Consider the following 18,578-nt stretch of genomic DNA (forward strand, 5'->3'; position numbering starts at 1 on the left):
TGTGACATTAGTATATATGAAGGGATAAATACTAATAAGGGGATGCTTTCAATTGGAATTGAAATGGTAGTATGAGGCGAATGAATATAACTAAAGAAAATAAGAAGGGGGTAATTTTTTGAAGAGATTGATCTCGTTAACTTTCGTATTCATTTTTATAACGACTTCATGTGTATTTGCATTTGCGGAAATTAGCAATGAGCAAAAAAGATTTGTTGATGGGGGAGTTTCGGCAGAAGAATTTCAAGCAAGAGAAAACATAGGAGTATCCACTATAGAACCTAATACAGATTATACCATAAATATTAAATCTTAGGTACAACAAAACCTAGCTTTTAATAAGGATAGGTTCTATTTTTATGAGGAGGATTAGCAAATGTCAACAACTACTTTGAAAATAATAGCTGTAATATCTATGATTATAGACCATATAGGATTATCCTTCCCAGATATGCCTGTGATATTTCGCTGGATAGGAAGGATATCGGCTCCTTTATTTATATTTTGTTTGGTATGGGGATTTGAATATACAAGTAATATAAAGAAATATATTTCCAGGATGTATATTTCGAGCGTTTTGATGGGAATTTTAAATTATTTCATTAGTGTTCTACACTTAAAAAATTCACGACTAATCGGTATGAATATATTTCGTGTATTATTTATAATTCTAATTATAGTATGGCTATATGATAATTGGGTCAAGCGTCATCCTAAGCGTTATATATATATCGGTATTTTTATTATGGCAAATGATATCTGCAATAATGTTATTCTTATCTTTCCAAACAAAGATAAGAGGGGACTTTGTCGAATATATTTTAGCAGCACTTCTCGGTAGTATGCATTTTTTAGATGGAGGTATATTATATGTAATATTTGGTCTTGGTTTATATATTACTAGGAAAAATAAGATTAATTTATCTATTACCATGTTTGTATTCCCTATTCTATACACTCTTTTATTTTATTTAAATATCATACCTAGAATATTGGGGAAATTAGGTAGAATGGGATTCAGGGATTTGAGTGAATTGTTGGAGATACCATTTATATTTCTGCTTAATTACGTGCCAGGGGGAATAAAAGATAATTCTTTAATGTACGATACATATTATTGGTGTATGATATTTGCATTGCCTTTTATGATGTTATACAACGGCAAAAAGGGGAAAGGATATAAGTACTTTTTTTATTTGTTCTATCCACTTCACATAATAGCTCTTTTTTTAATAAGTAATTTGAATGCATTTATATAAACTCGTAAGTTTGGAAAGTCAATTAATGATGAAACGAATTTATAAATGATAATAAAAATATAAGGGCTCACAGAGTAAGTTCTTATTTTTTTGACTTCTAATAAAGTAGTTTTTTTAAATTAAACTCTAAATTAGGAATTGCACAAAAATTTCAATGTAATTTAAAACTTATTAAAAATATTATAAGAAGTTTTGTAAGATTCTGGGTGATGTTACATTAGTATATATAAGGGATAAATATTAATAAGGGAGGATATAAGGATGATAAAAGTATTCGTAAGTAAAGTTAAAATAATCTTGTTAGCTGGGATAATTTGCTTGATTTGTTTACCCAGTATTGGGTTGGCAGATAATCAATTTGGGGTAATACCTTTTGCCAGTAAATATATTTCTTCATATAGTGTAGAGATAGAAGCTAAAGAAAATGGACAAGTAGAGATATACGCAGAACTATTTACTATAAAAAGAGTAGATAAATTAGGCTTTGAATATATAAAAATCCAAAAATATGAAAATGGTATATGGAAAACATTAGAAACAATAAATGAAGATGTATATAGATACAATTCAACAACTGCAAGTTATTTATCTACATATCAGGGGAAGACAGGAGAAACATATAGGGCATTGGTCAAATTTTATGCAGGAGATGGTAGTGGCTCAGACACAAGGATAGGATATTCTAATTCAGTAACTGCAAAAAGATAGTAAACTAACAAAAATGTAATTAGCTTCATAAGGAATTTACACATAATAAATAAGGAGGTGATTTCATTAAGAACTAGAGTGACCACAAAAGTTGAATGCTAGAGATTAAATGGTGTGGTTGAATTAACAATAGGAAATGGGAGGTTATATTGATGTTTAAAAAATTTCTAAGTTTAAGTCTATGTATTTTATTAGTAGTGGTAGCATTGCCAAATGCAGGATTTGCTATCGGTGATGATATCAAACTAGAAGATATTGAAATCAATTCGGAAATAATAAAAAAATATATGGACAAGTATGTTGATGTATCCGTAGATATAAACCCTGAACTTGATATAGGGTATATGATTATAACAACAAGAGGATGTAAAGACAATGATAATTCTTCTTTTAATATTGAAACTGAACCGATAGGTTCTGATTTGGGGGAAATTACCGATCCTAACTCTTTACCTGAAAAAGAAGCTTCGGAGGCATTTAATTGATATTTCATTTGGTGGAGAACTAGTAGGAATTGCAGCCTATGGCAATATATTGTATTATATTATTGATTACAGAAACCCTATGGCTCAATATATGAAGTTTGCCGAAATATATTCATATGATTTTGGGCTAAAAATAAAAAAGAAAATATGTGCCAAATTTTGGGGCTACGAAGTACATGATACAAATATATTATTGAAGAAATATTAGATAAGATCATTAGAATCAAAAATTAAGCGGATTCTAGTGATTTTTTCAGCTGGGAAATATTCTTAATAATAGATAAGATACCAATAGCTCTAGTTGGGTAGATAATAAAAACAGGAATAGGGATGCTTAAATTCATTGTTGGGGACACATAAGGGGTGAATCTAATGAATAGAAAGAACGGGATGGTTGTACCAGACTGCAAAGAATCTAGTAAATAATGCCGTTAGAAAATATCATACAAAAAACAAATATATATATCCTGTAAATGAAAAATTTGCTTATTTAAATACAACCATTGAAGATGAATTGGACAAGATATATGAAGATGAAATTGATATAGATTATTTAATGTGTGACGTGTTAAAACAACTTAAGGATAAGGATTATCAGTTTTATGACGACTATTTTATAAAAAATTCAACAGTATGTGAATTGGCGGAAAAGTATAATATATCAATATCTGCAATTTATACAAGAATACATAGATTAAAAATTAAAGTACAAAAAATAGCTAAAAATTGCATCTTGGATGAAATCAATCAATCTTTGGAATAAAAAATTGTAAGATTTATTGGTTAAAGACATTAGTATATTGGAGGGATTGAATTGAAAGATATAAATGATGAATTTCTAAAAATAATATCAGCAAAGGAAAACAAGGACGCAATAAGAGACAAGATGTATAGAAACACATATGAAGAGCTAGAAAAAGACGATATAGATATAGATACGGCTTTAGTTGATGAGTGTATAGAAACGGTAAAGCTAATTGACGATATAGAGGATATTCCAGAGAAAAAGATTCAAGAGATGAATAGAAGGACAGAGCAAAGGTATAAACAATTGGAGTCAAAGATAAAAAAGAAAAGACTATTTATGAAAAATTTCAGAAAAATCGCAGCATCATTTGTTATACTACTGCTTATAACCGGTGTTGTAGCAAGCGCCAATGGATACAACATACTTAAAACGATAACTAAGTGGGGAAATGAAATATTTTACTTTAATGTAAAAGGTGATGTAAGAGGTAGGGAAAATGGAAAAGATAATAATAGTGCTAATTTAAACGGACTTGTAGATAGTAAAATTTATTATAATATAGATGACGCAATAAAAGATATAGCACCTAAACCTATATTACCTTCTTATATTCCTGTAGGATATACTCTAGAATATATAGAAAGGACAGACTTAGATAAGAAGGTTCTACTGTCTGTAGTTTATTTGAATCAAAATAAAGAGTTGCTTATTAATTTGAGCATCAATAAAGGTGATGAAAATATAAATTATAATTCACTTATAGAAAAAGATTCTTCCGAAGTAGAAATCTATAAAAAAAATAATATAGAACACTATATAATGAAAAATTATGACAATATTCAAGGGACATGGGTATACAATAATACAGTATATTTGATTATAGGAGAAATATCGATGGAGGAAACTAAAACTCTAATTGACTCTGTCTATAATTGATAATTTAAGATATTTCGTAATCTTTTGGACTTACGGGACCATTAGACCCTGATGACCTTCATAGCTTTCTCATAATCATCTCTATGAACATAAATATGGTACTCGTAATCGTATTCAATTTTTTCACCAAATGTAGATCTGTAACTTCTATTGGCGCCAAAAAATTTTGAACCATGAGGATTTACAACTCTATATATATATCTTATTTTATTTAAATTAAGTATTTCTCTACATTTATTAAAATTCTTCATTGAATATCCTATAAAGACTTCTTTTCTATTCCATAAACTAATCATTTTCACACCTCCGGTATGATGAATAGGAACTACTCTAATAATAACATATTTTTAAATCTTTGTAATATTTGCAGTAAAAGCATAACTTTTTTCGTTAATATTAATAGGATAAAAATATTTTTAAAAATATTTTTAAAATTGTGTCCCGAAAATGATGTTTAAATCGTTATATATATAAAGAGTATTGGTTGGAGGGATAATTAATGAAAAATAAAATGATACTATTGATAATATTTTTGTTCATTTTAGGTTATCTTGTTGGGTGTGATAATTATTCTATGGAAGAAAAAGAAGTGATAGATATCATTAAGAGCTTTTATTCTGTACAATATGAGGCATATTCTAGTTTTACATACTGTGATGTAGAACCTTTCTTGGATATGAATAAGATTCAAAATAAGAATAAAGTTATTGCGTTAAAAAGGCTCATAATTGAAAATAAATATTTGGAAGACATGAAATACTGCTATATCGATAAAAATATCTATCCAATAAATTTTATAATTAAGAAAATAAATATAAACGGAGATTTTGCCCAAATAGATTTAGAATTGGAATTGGAGGAAGAAAGATATTACCCCGAATTTATATCTAGTGGAGAAAATTTATTTGTTTTAAAGAAAATAAACGGAGATTGGAAGATAGTAAACCATGATTATGCAGGTTTTATTAATTTTGAAAAGTCATGTAAGACTTTACAACCAGATGAAAACGAAGAAAAAATCAAAAGGATAATAGACAATGAATATGGGGAGTCACCTTTTAATATTTAAATTTCAATGAACCAGTAGGAATTGTAAGTGAAATAATAAAAATAGGAATAACCAATAATAATTAGAGTGTCAATTGAGATAGAAATCTTTATTTGGCACTTTTTTATGTTAATTATGTATTGTGAACTATGGATTGTAATAAAAGTAAAAATTTTATTAAAAGAGCGTGAATTGTGCATTGTGAATTGTTAATACTATGTTATACTATGAATATATATCTTTGGAGGTTTGTAATGGATTTTTATATACCGGAATTTATCAATACAATTTTAAATGCATTAGAGAATGCAGGGTATCAAGCATATGTAGTTGGTGGGTGTGTTAGAGATATGATTTTAGGGAAAACTCCCCATGACTATGATATCACAACCTCTGCAAATCCTGATGAAATCCAAAGAACATTTAAGGATTACAAAACACTTTTGGTAGGGAAACAATTTGGAACGGTAGTAGTGGTACAAGGAAGAAACAATACAGAAATCACCACTTTTAGATCTGAGGGGAAATATCTGGATGGCAGACGACCAAGTGAAGTTTTCTTTTCGGATGATGTTTATGATGATTTGAGCAGACGAGATTTTACAATCAATGCCATTGCATATAATGAAAAAGAAGGTATCATCGATCCGTTTAATGGACAAAAGGATATTGAATGCAAAACAATCCGATGTGTAGGCAATCCAAAGGAAAGGTTTACAGAAGATCATCTTAGGATATTAAGAGCAGTTCGACTTTCTACACAATTGGGATTTGAAATCGAAGAAAATACATATAAAGCTTGTAAGGATTTAAGGGGTACTCTCAACGGTATAAGTGCTGAAAGGATAAGGGAAGAGTTATTCAAAATACTATTGTCAAAAAATCCATCAGATGGAATTAGATTGATGAAAGATTTAAATATACTGGAGATTATAATTCCTGAACTTATAGACACTATCAATTTTGAACAAAAAAATCCTAATCATAATAAGGACGTTTTTGAGCATATAATGTGTGTACTGGATAAAACACCTCCTGTGTTGAGCATAAGACTTGCAGCATTATTTCATGATATAGGGAAACCTCATACTTTAAGCGTTGATGAAAAAGGCATAGGTCATTTTTATGGGCATGAACGCTTAGGTACCGAAATAGCTGAAGAAGCACTATTAAGACTCAATTCTTCCAGAGAATTGATTGATAAAGTAAGTATAATGATTAAGGAACACATGAGTTTTCATAACGATATGAAGGATAGAGGGATTAAAAGGCAAATAAATAGAGTAGGCAAAGAAGAAATATTTAACCTATTGGAATTGCAAAAAGCAGATAAATTATGCTCCAATGACAATGCAGATATTACATTTTTACTTGAAAGAGAAGAAGAAATACATAGAATACTCAATGCTAATGAGCCTTATAAAAAAAATCACCTAAATATTGATGGAAATGATATAATAGATTTGGATTTTAAAGAGGGTAAAATTGTAGGAGAGATATTGGATTATCTTTTGGAAAAAGTAATGGAAAACCCGGAGTTAAATGAAAAAGAAAAGCTGATTGAAATTGTGAAAGAAAAGTTTAAGTAATCACTGCAGGATGTCATCCTGAGATGGCAGTATTAACTTAACTAACGAAGGATCTCCTCTTTTAAGACCTTAAACTCGACCTAAGTGTCAATTGTGCATTGTGAACTGTGAATTGTGAACTGTGAATTGTGAATTGTGAATTGTATTAAGTTGTGAATTGAAAAAGGGGGTATAAATTATTTATGGGTAAATTGTTTGGAACAGATGGTGTTCGTGGCATTGCAAATAAGGATTTAACTCCGGAACTGGCCTATAATGTAGGAAGAGCTGGAGCGTATATATTGGCGGAAGGGAAAAAAGGTACAATAGCAATAGGGAAAGACACCAGAGTTTCCGGGGATATGCTCGAAGCCGCATTAATTGCAGGATTTTGTTCAATGGGACTTGATGTATTGAAGCTGGGCATCATACCTACTCCGGCAGTTGCATATCTAACAAGAAAATATGAAGCTATAGCCGGAGTTGTTATATCTGCCTCTCATAATCCCGGAGAATATAATGGGATCAAATTTTTTAGCAGTGAAGGGCTAAAGCTTCCCGATGAAGTAGAAGAAAAGATAGAAGATATAATTTTAAACAATAAAAAGATTGACAACAGACCAATCAAAGATGGTATAGGCAGGGTAATAATTGAAGAGAATGGAGTAAAAGATTATAAAGAATATCTTAAAAATACAATAAATGTGGATTTAACAGGCCTTAAGATTGCCATAGACACAGGGAATGGGGCACTTTATAAAATAGCTCCGGAAGTGATAAGGGAGCTTAATGGACAAGTAATATTGGTAAATAACATTCCCGATGGAATGAATATAAACAAAAAATGCGGGTCAACAAATCCCGAAGTAATTCAAAAACTTGTATTGGATAATAACGCTGACATAGGATTGTCTTTTGACGGCGACGGTGATAGAATAATCGCTGTGGATGAAAAAGGACAATTAATAGATGGAGACCATATTTTAGCTATTTGCGGAACATATCTAAAGGGTAATGGTAGATTAAAGAACAATACAATAGTAGGAACAATCATGACAAATATAGGTCTTGATCTTTACTCCGAGGAAAACAATATAAATATTGTTAAAACTACAGTTGGAGATAGATATGTTTTAGAAGAAATGTTAAAGTCTGACTATGTAATTGGCGGTGAACAGTCAGGACATATTATATTTTTGGAATACAACACCACAGGGGATGGATTGGCAACAGGTCTTCATTTATTGGAGGTAAAACAAGCAAAGAAAAAATCCATGTCGGAATTAAATAATCTAATGAAAAGTTATCCTCAAGTCTTGATAAATGCAGAAGTTGATAATCAGTTTAAAAATAAGTATATGGAAGATGAGGAAATAAAAGCGGAAATCGAAAGGATTGAAAAGTTATTCAAAGGTGAAGGCAGAGTTGTAATCAGACCATCAGGGACAGAAAGCTTAATCAGAGTAATGATTGAAGGGAAAGATCAAGAAGAAATAACCAAGATAGCTACAGAACTAGCGACTTTGATTGAGTCTAAATTAGGATAAAAATATATATGTATAGGAGTGTAAAATTGAAATATAAAATTGTAGCAGACAGTAGTTGTGATTTAAACCCTGAATTAGAAGAAGTATTAGACGTTGAATTGATACCTTTTAAAATAGATGTGGAAGACAAATCATTTGTAGATGATAAAAACTTGGATGTTAATGAATTGATAAAGGCAATGCACGATAGCCCATATCCAATTAAAACTTCATGCCCATCTCCGGGTAATTTTGCGGAAAAGTATAAGGAAGGCGACAGTATTTTCGTAGTTACAATTTCAGAACAATTGTCAGGAACTTATAATAGCGCATTGCTGGCAAAAAAAATGACCTTGGAGGAATTTCCAAATAAATTTGTTCATGTATTCAACTCGTGTTCTGCCAGTGTAGGAGAGACACTAATTTCCATGAAAATACAAGAGCATATAGAAGAAAAGCTTTCTAATTCCCAAATTGTTGAAAAAGTTGAAACATTTATAGATGGAATGAAGACTTATTTTATATCTGAAGATTTAAGCAATTTAATCAAAAATGGTCGAATCTCGAAAACTCAAGGGCTTATAGCCAATGTTTTGAACATAAAACCTATAATGAGAGGGACCCAAGATGGAAATATTGAAGCCATAGAAAAGGTTAGAGGGAGCAAGAGAGCATTCAAGAGACTTGTTGACATAATTGGTGAAACCGGTGTAAACTTTTCGGATAGAATATTGGCTATTTCCCATGCAAACGCGCTTCAAAAGGCATTAGACTTAAAAGAAGATTTAAAGAAATATAACTTTAAAGATATAATAATAGTAGATACAAAAGGATTAAGCACAGCATATGTAAATGATGGGGGAGTAATACTTGCATTTTAGGATGGTTCATAGTCTACAATTATTAGGGTTTAACTGTGGAGTCTTAAAATAAGGCAAAAGAAATAAAAATAATTAAATAAAACTTGTTGACAAATACTCATTGGCTGTTTATACTTATTAAGTAAAGTTTTTAAACTTTTTTATTATGCGGGAGTGGCGGAACTGGCAGACGCGCTAGACTTAGGATCTAGTGTCATTGACGTGGGGGTTCAAGTCCTCTTTCCCGCATTGGATTTAAACCAGTGGATGTGTGCCATTGGTTTTTTTATGTTTATTCTGTTATAATAATATGGTATAATAATGTGGCTAAAGATGAGATAAAATATTTAGGGGGTTCACCAATGGAATTTAGTTTAGAAAAACAGGAAAACAACAGAGCTTTTTTTAACATAGAAATAAGCACTGAAAAATTTGAAGAAGCAGTACAAAAAACATATCTAAGAAACAGAAATAAATTCAATATTCCGGGCTTTAGAAGAGGAAAAACTCCAAGGAAGATAATTGAAATGAATTATGGAGAAGGCATATTTTATGAAGATGCTATCAACGAAATACTTCCTGAAGCATATGATTTAGCAATAGCTGATTTAGGGTTAGAAGTTGTTTCTTCTCCGGAAGTAGATATAGAATCTATAGAAAAGGGGAAACCCATTGTTATAAAGGTTGAAGTAGATGTAAAACCTGAAGTGAAACTGGGAGACTATCAAAGTATAGAATTAGAGAAAATAGAGTATAATGTAACGGATGAATTAATTGATGCAAAACTGGAAGAGACACGTGATTTAAACAGCAGATTGATAGAGGTTGAAGACAGAACAGTTGAAAAAGGCGATATATTGACTATTGATTATGAAGGATTTATGGACGGAGAGTCCTTTTCAGGCGGGAAAGCAGAAAATCATCAGCTTGAAATCGGTTCAAATTCCTTTATTCCCGGCTTTGAAGACCAATTGATTGGGAAAAATAAAGGAGAAGATGTTGAAATCCAAGTTACTTTTCCGGAAGATTACCATGCAGAGGATTTAGCAGGAAAAGAAGCTATTTTTAAAGTAAAAATTCACGGAGTTAAAGTAAAAGAACTCCCGGATCTAGATGATGAGTTTGCTAAGGATGTCAGTGAATACGATACTCTTCAAGAATATAAGGATAGCATAAAAAAAGAATTGGAAGAAAGCATGAAAAATAAAGAAAAAACTGACACGGAAAATAGAGCAATTGAGAGGGTGGTTGAATCTTCAGAAGTTGAGATTCCTGAGGGCATGATAGAGACCCGACTTGAAAATGAAGTTAAGGATTTTGAATATAGATTGAGAATGCAAGGTTTAGATTTTGAAAGTTATTTAAAAATCACAAACTCCAGTATAGATGATTTAAAAGAACAATTTAGACCTAATCTTGAAACTAGAATTAAAACCGAGTTAGTTCTTGAAGCTATTGGAAAGAAAGAGAACATGGAAGCGACAGACGAAGATATAGAAGCTGAGCTTGAAAAATTATCAGAGCAATATGCAGAAGACGATAAGGAGAAATTTAAAGAAAATATGAAAAAAGGAGATTTAAGCTTCCTACATCAAGGTATAATTAATAATAAGGTAATAGATCTTCTTGTTTCAAATGTTAAATTTATATAATAGATATAATAGGAGGGATATAATGTCATCATTAGTACCGATTGTCATTGAACAAACTAATAGAGGAGAGAGATCCTACGATATTTATTCAAGATTATTGAAGGAAAGAATAATATTTATAGGTTCGGAAATTACTGATGTTACAGCAGAATTAGCAGTAGCGCAATTGTTGTTTCTTGAAGCTGAAGATCCGGATAAAGATATTCAAATATATATAAACAGTCCCGGAGGTGCCGTAAGCGCAGGTTTTGCTATATATGATACAATGCAATATATCAAATCCGATGTATCTACCATTTGTATAGGTAGAGCGGCTAGTATGGGAGCATTTTTATTAGCTGCCGGAGCGAAAGGCAAGAGATTTGCTTTACCAAATGCCGATATAATGATACACCAACCTCTAGGCGGAACTCAAGGTCAAGCTGAGGATATTCGAATCCAAGCAGAAAAAATAATCCAGATAAGAGAAAGATTGAATGATATATTAGCTGAAAGAACCGGTCAGCCCTTAGATAGAATCGCAAAAGATACAGATAGAGACTATTATATGACAGCACAAGAAGCTGTGGAATATGGTATAATAGATGAAGTGATAGAAAGAAAGAAAAAAATAGATAGATAAAGAGGTGAGTCCATGGCGAAAAATGATGATAAACAGCTACGATGTTCTTTTTGTGGCAAGCCGCAAGATCAAGTAAGAAGGCTTATCGCTGGACCAAATGTATATATTTGTAATGAATGTATAGAACTGTGTCAGGAAATAATCGAGGAAGAGTTTTTAGAAACATATGATTATGACATGACTGAGGTACCTAAGCCATTAAAAATTAAAGAAGCGCTTGATGATTATGTCATCAAACAGGAAAGAGCAAAAAGAGCCCTCGCTGTGGCAGTTTATAACCATTATAAAAGGATAAACAGAAAAACAAAACCTAATGATGTGGAATTGCAGAAGAGCAATATAATAATGATAGGGCCAACAGGTTCCGGTAAGACGCTACTTGCACAAACCTTAGCAAAAATTCTGAATGTTCCATTTGCGATAGCAGATGCTACCTCATTAACAGAAGCGGGGTATGTTGGGGAAGATGTTGAGAATATTATACTAAAACTAATACAGGCAGCAGACTACGATATTGAGAGAGCTGAAAAGGGAATAGTTTATATAGATGAGATTGATAAAATAGCCAAAAAATCTGAGAATCCTTCAATAACAAGAGATGTAAGCGGTGAAGGCGTACAACAAGCGCTGCTTAAGATTCTTGAAGGGACTATTGCAAATGTGCCTCCGCAAGGCGGAAGGAAACACCCGCATCAAGAATTTATACAGGTGGACACTACAAATATCTTGTTTATAGTAGGCGGAGCTTTTGATGGATTGGATAATATAATCCAAAACAGAGTAGGGAAGAAGACCATGGGTTTTGGCGCAGATATCAAGTCGCAGGCAGACATGAAAATGGGGGATATCCTAAAGGAAATTCAGCCTGAAGATTTGCTCAAATATGGGCTGATTCCAGAGTTTGTAGGTAGACTTCCCGTATTGGTTACCCTTGAAGAATTAGATATTGACGCTTTGGTTAGGATATTAACTGAGCCAAAAAATTCTTTAGTTAAACAGTACAAGGAACTTTTCAATATGGATGATGTTGAATTGGAAATAGATGAGGAATCCTTAGTATCGATTGCTAAAAAAGCAATAGAAAGAAAAACGGGAGCCAGAGGGTTAAGAAGTATAATTGAAGAGGCAATGCTGGATATAATGTATGAAATGCCTTCTAGAGATGATATAGAAAAATGTATTGTTACAAATGATGTCATCGAAAAAGGAAGCGAGCCTACTTTAGTGCTTTCCGATAGAAAAAAGAGAAGTAGGCAGAAAAAAAACAGCAGTAAAGAATCTGCATCATAAAGGCTCACAAATAGTGAGCCTTTGTTTTTAAGTTAAGGGAGGGGCAAGATGGAAAACATATATAAACTTGAAAAGAAGACCCTGCCATTAATACCGCTTCGAGGGATTTCGATTTTTCCACATATGGTAATTCATTTTGATGTGGGAAGGGATAAATCCATTCAGGCTATTGATAAGGCTATGATCGATGATACAGCTATCCTATTATGTACACAGATAGATTCCAAGGTAGATGACCCTAAGGCAGATGATTTTTACCGTGTAGGTACAATTGCAAAGGTCAAACAGATATTAAAGCTGCCCGGTGGGAGCATCAGGGTTTTGGTGGAAGGTATAAATAGGGGTAGAGTAGAAACGGTAGTCGAAGAGGATCCATGTTTTATAGCAGAAGTTGAAGAATTGACTTATGATTATGAACAAATAGAGAAAAGTCAAGAGTTAGAAGCTGCCATGAGACTCGTGCTGGAGGATTTGGAAGATTATATTTCTTTGAACAGCAAGGTGCCCTCCGAAGTATTTATGACAATTTCTGATATTGAGGATCCGGGTAGATTGGCAGATGTCATATCTTCATATGTTTTATTAAAACAAGAAGATAATCAGAAAATACTTGAGACCTTTGATTTTTATGAAAGGCTTGAAGTATTGCACGTGATACTTCAAAAAGAAGTAGAACTGCTAAAAATAGAGAACAAAATAAATCAAAGAGTAAAAAAACAAATAAATAAAGTACAGAAGGAATATTATCTTAGGGAGCAGCTTAAGGCAATTCAAAAAGAATTAGGTGAAGATGATGATATTACTCTAGATGTAGAAGACTATAAGACGAAAATCAATAGAATAAAAATGCCGAAGGAAGTAAAAGAGAAGGCATTAAAAGAGGTCGACAGACTAACTAAGACCTCTCCATATTCTGCTGAAGTTGGCGTTATTAGAACATATCTGGATTGGATAGTAGAATTGCCTTGGGGCAAGGAAACCAAGGAAAAGATAGATATAAAGATGGCAAGAGAGATTTTGGATGAAGATCACTATGGACTTATGGATGTAAAGGAAAGGATATTGGAATTTATTGCAATAAGAAAGCTTACAAGCAGCATGAAAGGACCGATACTTTGTTTAGTCGGACCTCCGGGGGTTGGAAAGACATCCATAGCAAAGTCCATATCAAAAGCATTAAATCGAAATTTTGTCCGTATGTCTTTAGGTGGATTGAGAGATGAGGCTGAAATTAGAGGGCATAGAAGAACTTATGTAGGAAGTATGCCGGGCAGAGTGATAAGTCAGATAAAAAAAGCAGGAAGCAAAAACCCTGTATTTTTATTTGATGAAATAGACAAGCTGAATAGTGATTATACAGGAGACCCTGCCAGCGGATTACTTGAAGTACTTGATCCTGAACAAAATATAACATTTACAGATCATTTTTTAGATGTGCCATTTGATTTATCCAAGGTTATGTTTATAACTACAGCAAACACCACTGCGTCTATTCCCGCACCCCTTTTAGATAGAATGGAAGTCATTAGAATAAGCGGATATACTGAGGAGGAGAAGCTGCAGATTGCATTGAGATATTTGCTCCCCAAACAGATTAAAGAGCATGGGCTAAAAGAGAACCAACTTATAATTTCAGAACATGCTGTAAGGGATATCATAAATAATTACACAAGGGAAGCTGGAGTCCGTAATTTGGAAAGGAACATAGCCAATATCTGTAGAAAAGCCGCTAAGAGAATAGTTGAAGAAAATTTAGAAGTTGTCAGAATAAACTCAAGCAGTTTATCGAATTATCTGGGAGTAGAAAAATACAGATTTGATACTCTTGAAGCAGAAGATCAAATAGGAGTAGCAAATGGGCTGGCATGGACAACTGTAGGCGGAGAGACCTTATCAATAGAAGTGAACATTATGAAGGGATCAGGTAAACTTCAGCTTACCGGTCAATTAGGAGATGTAATGAAGGAGTCAGCCATGGCGGGGATAAGTTATATTAGAGCAAACTGTGAAATATTAAATATTGAACACGATTTCTATAAGGATATGGATATTCATATTCATGTGCCTGAAGGTGCAATTCCAAAGGATGGACCATCAGCAGGTATTACGATGGCTACTGCAGTTATATCTGCATTATCAAATACTCCTATTAAAAAGGATGTTGCTATGACAGGAGAAATCACATTGCGTGGCAGAGCACTGGCTGTTGGCGGAATCAAGGAAAAAGTTTTGGCAGCCCATAGAATGGGAATCAAGAAGGTACTCATTCCGATAGAAAATAAAAAGGACTTGGAGGATATTCCGGAAAAAATCAGAAAGAAAATGGACTTGATATTGGTTAGAAATATGGAAGAAGTATTATCTAATGCATTGGTAAAGGAGCCTAAAGATGAAAATCATTAAATCTGATTTGCAAGCCATGGCAGTAAGTCCGAAACAATATCCGTATGATGAATTACCGGAAATAGCATTTGCAGGGAGATCAAACGTAGGCAAATCCTCATTTATAAATTCTATGCTGAATAGAAACAATTTAGCCAGAACCAGCGGTAAGCCTGGAAAAACAAGGACTATAAATTTCTATATAATAAATGATGAATTTAGATTTGTTGATTTGCCCGGATATGGATATGCGCAGGTGTCAAAGGCGGAAAAGGATAAATGGGGAAAAATAATAGAAGAATATCTAATAACAAGAAAGAATCTTAAAGAGATTGTATTGATAGTAGATATAAGACATGAACCCACAAGCCAAGATCTTATTATGTATCAATGGATAAGGTCCTATGGTTTTACCGGATATGTCATAGCCACAAAGGTAGATAAGATTTCTAAAGCAAATTGGCAAAAAAATATAAAGATAATAAGAAATAAGCTTGATATAAAAGATACCAACTTGATTATACCTTATTCTGCATCTAAAAAAATAAATGTAGAATATGTCTGGGATGGATTTACCTCCATATTAGGGATAGAAAAAGACCAGTGAAAAAATTTCACCGGTCTTTTATGTATTATTCCCTTTCAAAATCTTCTTTTGAGGCTCCGCAGATTGGACAAACCCAATCCTCGGGTAGATCTTCAAAAGCTACACCCGGTTCTATACCTCCGTCCGGATCTCCTTCTTCAGGATCATATACCCATCCACATGGTCCACATACCCATCTATCCATAGCAATTCTCCCTTCAAATTTAATTATATAAATCTTACCCTCAAAATCATAAAGTTAAACAGCAAAATCATTATATTTATTTGCATATTCAAATTAAGTAAATAGATTAGTAATACTAAAATCTGGGTAAATTAAATATAAAGAAAATTATATGATATGGATGTGAATCAAATGCCCTATATTTATAAAGGTACAGTGTGTAGCGACTTGGAAATCATAAAAACCTTTATTGATGAAAAATTAAAATTATTAGGAGGAATAATACAAAATAGAGATATTTTGTTTGATATACGAATAATATTAAATGAACTTATAGTAAATGGTGCACTTCACGGTAATGAGTGTATGAGTTCAAAATGCGTTACACTTAGCTTGGAGGTAGTCGACAATAAACTCAAGATTGAAGTTAAGGATGAAGGCGAAGGCATTGACTATGATATAAAATCGTATAATCCTACGGAATTGAAATGTTGTGGCAGGGGACTTGTAATAGTCAATGGGTTATCGGATGAATTTTATGTGGATAAAAATAGAGTAGTTGCAATTAAATATTTCCATTAGGAGGGATATGATGAAAAATACTTTAATTTTTGTGCTTATATGTTCAATGGTCTTTAGTTTTATTGTACCATCAAGGGCGTATGGTCAAGAAACAAGTGAAAAGATTCTAGAAAGTGTTATACTAAAGATGAAAGAGCTGTTTGATATTTCAAACGATTATGATGGATTTGTTTCTCAAGTTAACTCATACGACAACGAAGTGAATTTTTTCTTAAAATGGACAGACTCTAAAGTGAAATTACCAAATATAAATATACAGACGGATTCAAAAGGAAATGTTATCTCTTTTGAAAAATATTTTCGATACGAGAAAGAATCAACACCAAAACTGCCAAGTATTAGTAAAGACGAGGCACTGAAATCCGCTTTAGAATTTATAGAGAAAATTGATCCGATAATTTTTAAAGAAATTAAACTTATACCAAGTACAGATCCAATCAATACATGGGATAAAAATTATAATTTTTATTTTATAAGGGTAGTAGGTGATATCCCATATAGTGAAAATACGATTAGTATCGATGTAAATATTGAGACAGGAAACATATCATCTTACTATGCTGAGTGGGAAAGAGCCTTAGAGTTTCCGAAGGCTGAAAATATTATTTCATCGGAAAGTGCAAAAGAAGCTTACATAAAGGATATAGGTTTGAAATTAATATATAAAAATAGAAATAGGTATTCACGACTGTTGGATGCAGATAAAGACAGTAAATATTATCTGGCTTATTCCTATATTGGTGAAGAAAAGGGAATAGATGCGGTAACTGGCAAACCGATTATCCTATCTAACTATGGTATATATAGAGCAATGAATGAAAAGGCAATGGATATGGGAGGTGAAGGCGGCGAGCCGATCATAACTCCGGAAGAACAAGGGGAGATAGACAAATTAAGCGGAATTAAAGATGTAAAAGAGGCTGAAAAAAAAGCAAGAGAAATCTTAAAGATTGATAATACCTATAAGCTACAAAATCATAACCTTTATTCAAGCCATGAGAATTCCGATGATTTCTTCTACCGTTTAGGATTTTTAAATGCTAATAAGGACAAAAATGATAATATAAATATATCATTAGATGCAAAAACACTGGATTTGATAAGCTTCTATAAAAATAGGAATATAGATGCAAATGCAAAGCCGATCATCAAAAAATCAGAAGCTTTGGAAATAGTGAAAGATTATATAAAGAAAATCAATCCTGAAAAAGTTGATGAAGTCGAATATATGGAAAACTCAGTAGATGATGATCAGCAATATTATAACTTCAACTTTATAAGAAAGGTTGATGAAATCTATGTGGAGTCAGATAGCATTTCCATAGGCATAGATGCTGTAAACAAGGACATAAGTTCATATAATATAAGCTGGTATAAGGGAGAATTTCCGCCAAAAGAAAATATTATATCCATAGATAAGGCATACGAAACATTGTTTGATAAAATAGGATTGGGTTTAAATTATACATCCATTTCCAGCAAAGATAGAGAGAATGAAAAGGCAATTAAGTTGGTCTATTCTATAAGTAAAGATAAGCCTCGTATCATAGATGCACATACAGGGGATATATTAGACAATTCAGGTGCTCCTTACAAGGAAATCAAGATTCCCAACTATGATGATATTTTAGATTCATATGCCAAAGATAAGATAAATGCGCTTGCAGAATATGGAATAGGATTTAGTAACGGTAAATTTAAACCAAAGGATAAAATTAAACAAAAAGATTTTCTATATTTATTATGGAAATCAACAAATCCTTATAGAACAGAAACGGAAGCCGATCTGGATATTGTGTATGAAGAGTTAGCGAGACAAAATATAATAAAAGAAGATGAAAAAAATCAAGAGAGGATAGTTACCAAAGAAGAAGCTGCCAAATTTATTGTCCGGGCAATGAAATATGAAAAGCTGGCTGAGATACCAAATATATATAAAGAGCTGTTTAAGGATGGAAATGATATAGAAGAAGACCTTAAAGGTTATATGAATATAGCATATGGGCTAAAAATCATAAGTGGAGACGGTACAGGGTATATTAAACCAAAATATGAGCTTAAGCGGGAAGATGCGGCAAATATGATATTTGAATTCTTGTTTAATTAATTGATAGGGGTGGTATTAACCATCCCTTAAATATT

At 32.3% G+C, this 18,578-nt stretch carries 21 protein-coding genes and 1 tRNA gene; 20 read left to right on the plus strand and 2 right to left on the minus strand.

Features of this window, described 5'->3' with window-relative positions; translation table 11 throughout:
* Positions 1 to 118: 118 nt before the first annotated feature.
* The 8 genes from H8707_RS08480 to H8707_RS08510 all read left to right on the plus strand — a co-directional run bounded on the left by H8707_RS08480 (position 119) and on the right by H8707_RS08510 (position 4,136).
* Positions 119 to 316, plus strand: a complete 198-nt coding sequence (locus H8707_RS08480) for a hypothetical protein (protein WP_262429709.1) — start codon at positions 119 to 121, stop codon at positions 314 to 316.
* 60 nt (positions 317 to 376) lie between these two features.
* On the plus strand, positions 377 to 841 hold the full coding sequence (locus H8707_RS15265; RefSeq protein WP_394354651.1) for a TraX family protein: 465 nt from the start codon (positions 377 to 379) through the stop codon (positions 839 to 841).
* Positions 753 to 1,259 (plus strand): hypothetical protein, encoded by a 507-nt coding sequence (locus H8707_RS08485; RefSeq protein ID WP_262429710.1) that lies wholly within the window; start codon positions 753 to 755, stop codon positions 1,257 to 1,259. Before H8707_RS15265 ends, H8707_RS08485 begins: the two co-directional genes overlap by 89 nt.
* Positions 1,260 to 1,520: 261 nt before the next feature.
* Positions 1,521 to 1,967: a hypothetical protein gene (locus H8707_RS08490; RefSeq protein WP_262429711.1), complete on the plus strand. Its 447-nt coding sequence runs from the start codon at positions 1,521 to 1,523 to the stop codon at positions 1,965 to 1,967.
* A gap of 152 nt (positions 1,968 to 2,119) precedes the next feature.
* Positions 2,120 to 2,452, plus strand: a complete 333-nt coding sequence (locus H8707_RS08495; RefSeq protein WP_262429712.1) for a hypothetical protein — start codon at positions 2,120 to 2,122, stop codon at positions 2,450 to 2,452.
* A 49-nt stretch (positions 2,453 to 2,501) separates the two neighbouring features.
* Complete coding sequence (locus H8707_RS08500; RefSeq protein ID WP_262429713.1) at positions 2,502 to 2,660, plus strand: hypothetical protein; 159 nt, start codon at positions 2,502 to 2,504, stop codon at positions 2,658 to 2,660.
* Positions 2,661 to 2,846: 186 nt separating this feature from the next.
* A complete protein-coding gene (locus H8707_RS08505; protein ID WP_262429714.1) occupies positions 2,847 to 3,215 on the plus strand; it encodes a sigma-70 RNA polymerase sigma factor region 4 domain-containing protein in 369 nt (122 codons plus the stop codon).
* Positions 3,216 to 3,266: 51 nt separating this feature from the next.
* Entirely contained in the window at positions 3,267 to 4,136 is an 870-nt protein-coding gene (locus H8707_RS08510; RefSeq protein ID WP_262429715.1) for a DUF4367 domain-containing protein, read from the plus strand.
* Between the two features lie 41 nt (positions 4,137 to 4,177).
* Here the strand turns inward: H8707_RS08510 and H8707_RS08515 are convergent, their stop codons facing one another.
* The gene (locus H8707_RS08515; protein WP_262429716.1) at positions 4,178 to 4,432 is read right to left on the minus strand and encodes a hypothetical protein; all 255 of its coding nucleotides are present in this window, start codon (positions 4,430 to 4,432) and stop codon (positions 4,178 to 4,180) included.
* Positions 4,433 to 4,635: 203 nt separating this feature from the next.
* On the opposite strand from H8707_RS08515, the gene H8707_RS08520 reads away from it, so the two are divergent.
* The 10 genes from H8707_RS08520 to yihA all read left to right on the plus strand — a co-directional run bounded on the left by H8707_RS08520 (position 4,636) and on the right by yihA (position 15,691).
* The gene (locus tag H8707_RS08520; RefSeq protein WP_262429717.1) at positions 4,636 to 5,205 is read left to right on the plus strand and encodes a hypothetical protein; all 570 of its coding nucleotides are present in this window, start codon (positions 4,636 to 4,638) and stop codon (positions 5,203 to 5,205) included.
* Between the two features lie 233 nt (positions 5,206 to 5,438).
* Complete coding sequence (locus H8707_RS08525) at positions 5,439 to 6,773, plus strand: CCA tRNA nucleotidyltransferase (RefSeq protein ID WP_262429718.1); 1,335 nt, start codon at positions 5,439 to 5,441, stop codon at positions 6,771 to 6,773.
* Positions 6,774 to 6,955: 182 nt separating this feature from the next.
* A complete protein-coding gene (gene glmM / locus H8707_RS08530; RefSeq protein ID WP_262429719.1) occupies positions 6,956 to 8,299 on the plus strand; it encodes a phosphoglucosamine mutase in 1,344 nt (447 codons plus the stop codon).
* 26 nt (positions 8,300 to 8,325) lie between these two features.
* Positions 8,326 to 9,159 carry a DegV family protein gene (locus H8707_RS08535; protein WP_262429720.1) on the plus strand — a complete coding sequence of 278 codons (834 nt, stop codon included), beginning with the start codon at positions 8,326 to 8,328 and terminating at the stop codon, positions 9,157 to 9,159.
* 147 nt (positions 9,160 to 9,306) lie between these two features.
* A tRNA-Leu gene (locus tag H8707_RS08540) sits at positions 9,307 to 9,387 on the plus strand.
* A 113-nt stretch (positions 9,388 to 9,500) separates the two neighbouring features.
* Positions 9,501 to 10,790 carry a trigger factor gene (gene tig / locus H8707_RS08545; protein ID WP_262429721.1) on the plus strand — a complete coding sequence of 430 codons (1,290 nt, stop codon included), beginning with the start codon at positions 9,501 to 9,503 and terminating at the stop codon, positions 10,788 to 10,790.
* Positions 10,791 to 10,812: 22 nt separating this feature from the next.
* Positions 10,813 to 11,412 (plus strand): ATP-dependent Clp endopeptidase proteolytic subunit ClpP, encoded by a 600-nt coding sequence (clpP, locus tag H8707_RS08550; protein WP_262429722.1) that lies wholly within the window; start codon positions 10,813 to 10,815, stop codon positions 11,410 to 11,412.
* Positions 11,413 to 11,424: 12 nt separating this feature from the next.
* A complete protein-coding gene (clpX, locus tag H8707_RS08555; RefSeq protein ID WP_262429723.1) occupies positions 11,425 to 12,702 on the plus strand; it encodes an ATP-dependent Clp protease ATP-binding subunit ClpX in 1,278 nt (425 codons plus the stop codon).
* Between the two features lie 48 nt (positions 12,703 to 12,750).
* Positions 12,751 to 15,105, plus strand: a complete 2,355-nt coding sequence (gene lon, locus H8707_RS08560) for an endopeptidase La (RefSeq protein ID WP_262429724.1) — start codon at positions 12,751 to 12,753, stop codon at positions 15,103 to 15,105.
* Entirely contained in the window at positions 15,092 to 15,691 is a 600-nt protein-coding gene (yihA, locus tag H8707_RS08565) for a ribosome biogenesis GTP-binding protein YihA/YsxC (protein ID WP_262429725.1), read from the plus strand. The genes lon and yihA overlap by 14 nt, the downstream gene beginning before the upstream one ends.
* 25 nt (positions 15,692 to 15,716) lie before the next feature.
* On the opposite strand, the gene rd is transcribed toward yihA, so the two are convergent.
* Positions 15,717 to 15,875, minus strand: coding sequence for a rubredoxin (gene rd, locus H8707_RS08570; protein WP_262429726.1), 159 nt, complete (start codon positions 15,873 to 15,875; stop codon positions 15,717 to 15,719).
* 171 nt (positions 15,876 to 16,046) lie between these two features.
* On the opposite strand from rd, the gene H8707_RS08575 reads away from it, so the two are divergent.
* Together H8707_RS08575 and H8707_RS08580 are read left to right on the plus strand one after the other, a co-directional pair.
* A complete protein-coding gene (locus H8707_RS08575) occupies positions 16,047 to 16,436 on the plus strand; it encodes an ATP-binding protein (RefSeq protein WP_262429727.1) in 390 nt (129 codons plus the stop codon).
* 10 nt (positions 16,437 to 16,446) lie between these two features.
* Positions 16,447 to 18,543 (plus strand): DUF4901 domain-containing protein, encoded by a 2,097-nt coding sequence (locus H8707_RS08580; protein ID WP_262429728.1) that lies wholly within the window; start codon positions 16,447 to 16,449, stop codon positions 18,541 to 18,543.
* Positions 18,544 to 18,578: the final 35 nt, after the last annotated feature.

Origin of the sequence: Paratissierella segnis (genome assembly GCF_014385195.1) — a bacterium.
Lineage (GTDB): Bacteria > Bacillota > Clostridia > Tissierellales > Tissierellaceae > Paratissierella > Paratissierella segnis.

Coding starts and splice junctions, on each gene's coding strand:
- H8707_RS08485 (WP_262429710.1), top strand. CDS start 753: ATGATATCTGCAATAATGTTATTCTTATCTTTCCAAACAAAGATAAGA.
- H8707_RS08525 (WP_262429718.1), top strand. CDS start 5,439: ATGGATTTTTATATACCGGAATTTATCAATACAATTTTAAATGCATTA.
- clpX (WP_262429723.1), top strand. CDS start 11,425: ATGGCGAAAAATGATGATAAACAGCTACGATGTTCTTTTTGTGGCAAG.
- lon (WP_262429724.1), top strand. CDS start 12,751: ATGGAAAACATATATAAACTTGAAAAGAAGACCCTGCCATTAATACCG.
- yihA (WP_262429725.1), top strand. CDS start 15,092: ATGAAAATCATTAAATCTGATTTGCAAGCCATGGCAGTAAGTCCGAAA.
- rd (WP_262429726.1), bottom strand. CDS start 15,875: ATGGATAGATGGGTATGTGGACCATGTGGATGGGTATATGATCCTGAA.
- glmM (WP_262429719.1), top strand. CDS start 6,956: ATGGGTAAATTGTTTGGAACAGATGGTGTTCGTGGCATTGCAAATAAG.
- H8707_RS08580 (WP_262429728.1), top strand. CDS start 16,447: ATGAAAAATACTTTAATTTTTGTGCTTATATGTTCAATGGTCTTTAGT.
- H8707_RS08515 (WP_262429716.1), bottom strand. CDS start 4,432: ATGATTAGTTTATGGAATAGAAAAGAAGTCTTTATAGGATATTCAATG.
- clpP (WP_262429722.1), top strand. CDS start 10,813: ATGTCATCATTAGTACCGATTGTCATTGAACAAACTAATAGAGGAGAG.
- H8707_RS08495 (WP_262429712.1), top strand. CDS start 2,120: ATGTTTAAAAAATTTCTAAGTTTAAGTCTATGTATTTTATTAGTAGTG.
- H8707_RS08490 (WP_262429711.1), top strand. CDS start 1,521: ATGATAAAAGTATTCGTAAGTAAAGTTAAAATAATCTTGTTAGCTGGG.
- H8707_RS08520 (WP_262429717.1), top strand. CDS start 4,636: ATGAAAAATAAAATGATACTATTGATAATATTTTTGTTCATTTTAGGT.
- H8707_RS08575 (WP_262429727.1), top strand. CDS start 16,047: ATGCCCTATATTTATAAAGGTACAGTGTGTAGCGACTTGGAAATCATA.
- tig (WP_262429721.1), top strand. CDS start 9,501: ATGGAATTTAGTTTAGAAAAACAGGAAAACAACAGAGCTTTTTTTAAC.
- H8707_RS15265 (WP_394354651.1), top strand. CDS start 377: ATGTCAACAACTACTTTGAAAATAATAGCTGTAATATCTATGATTATA.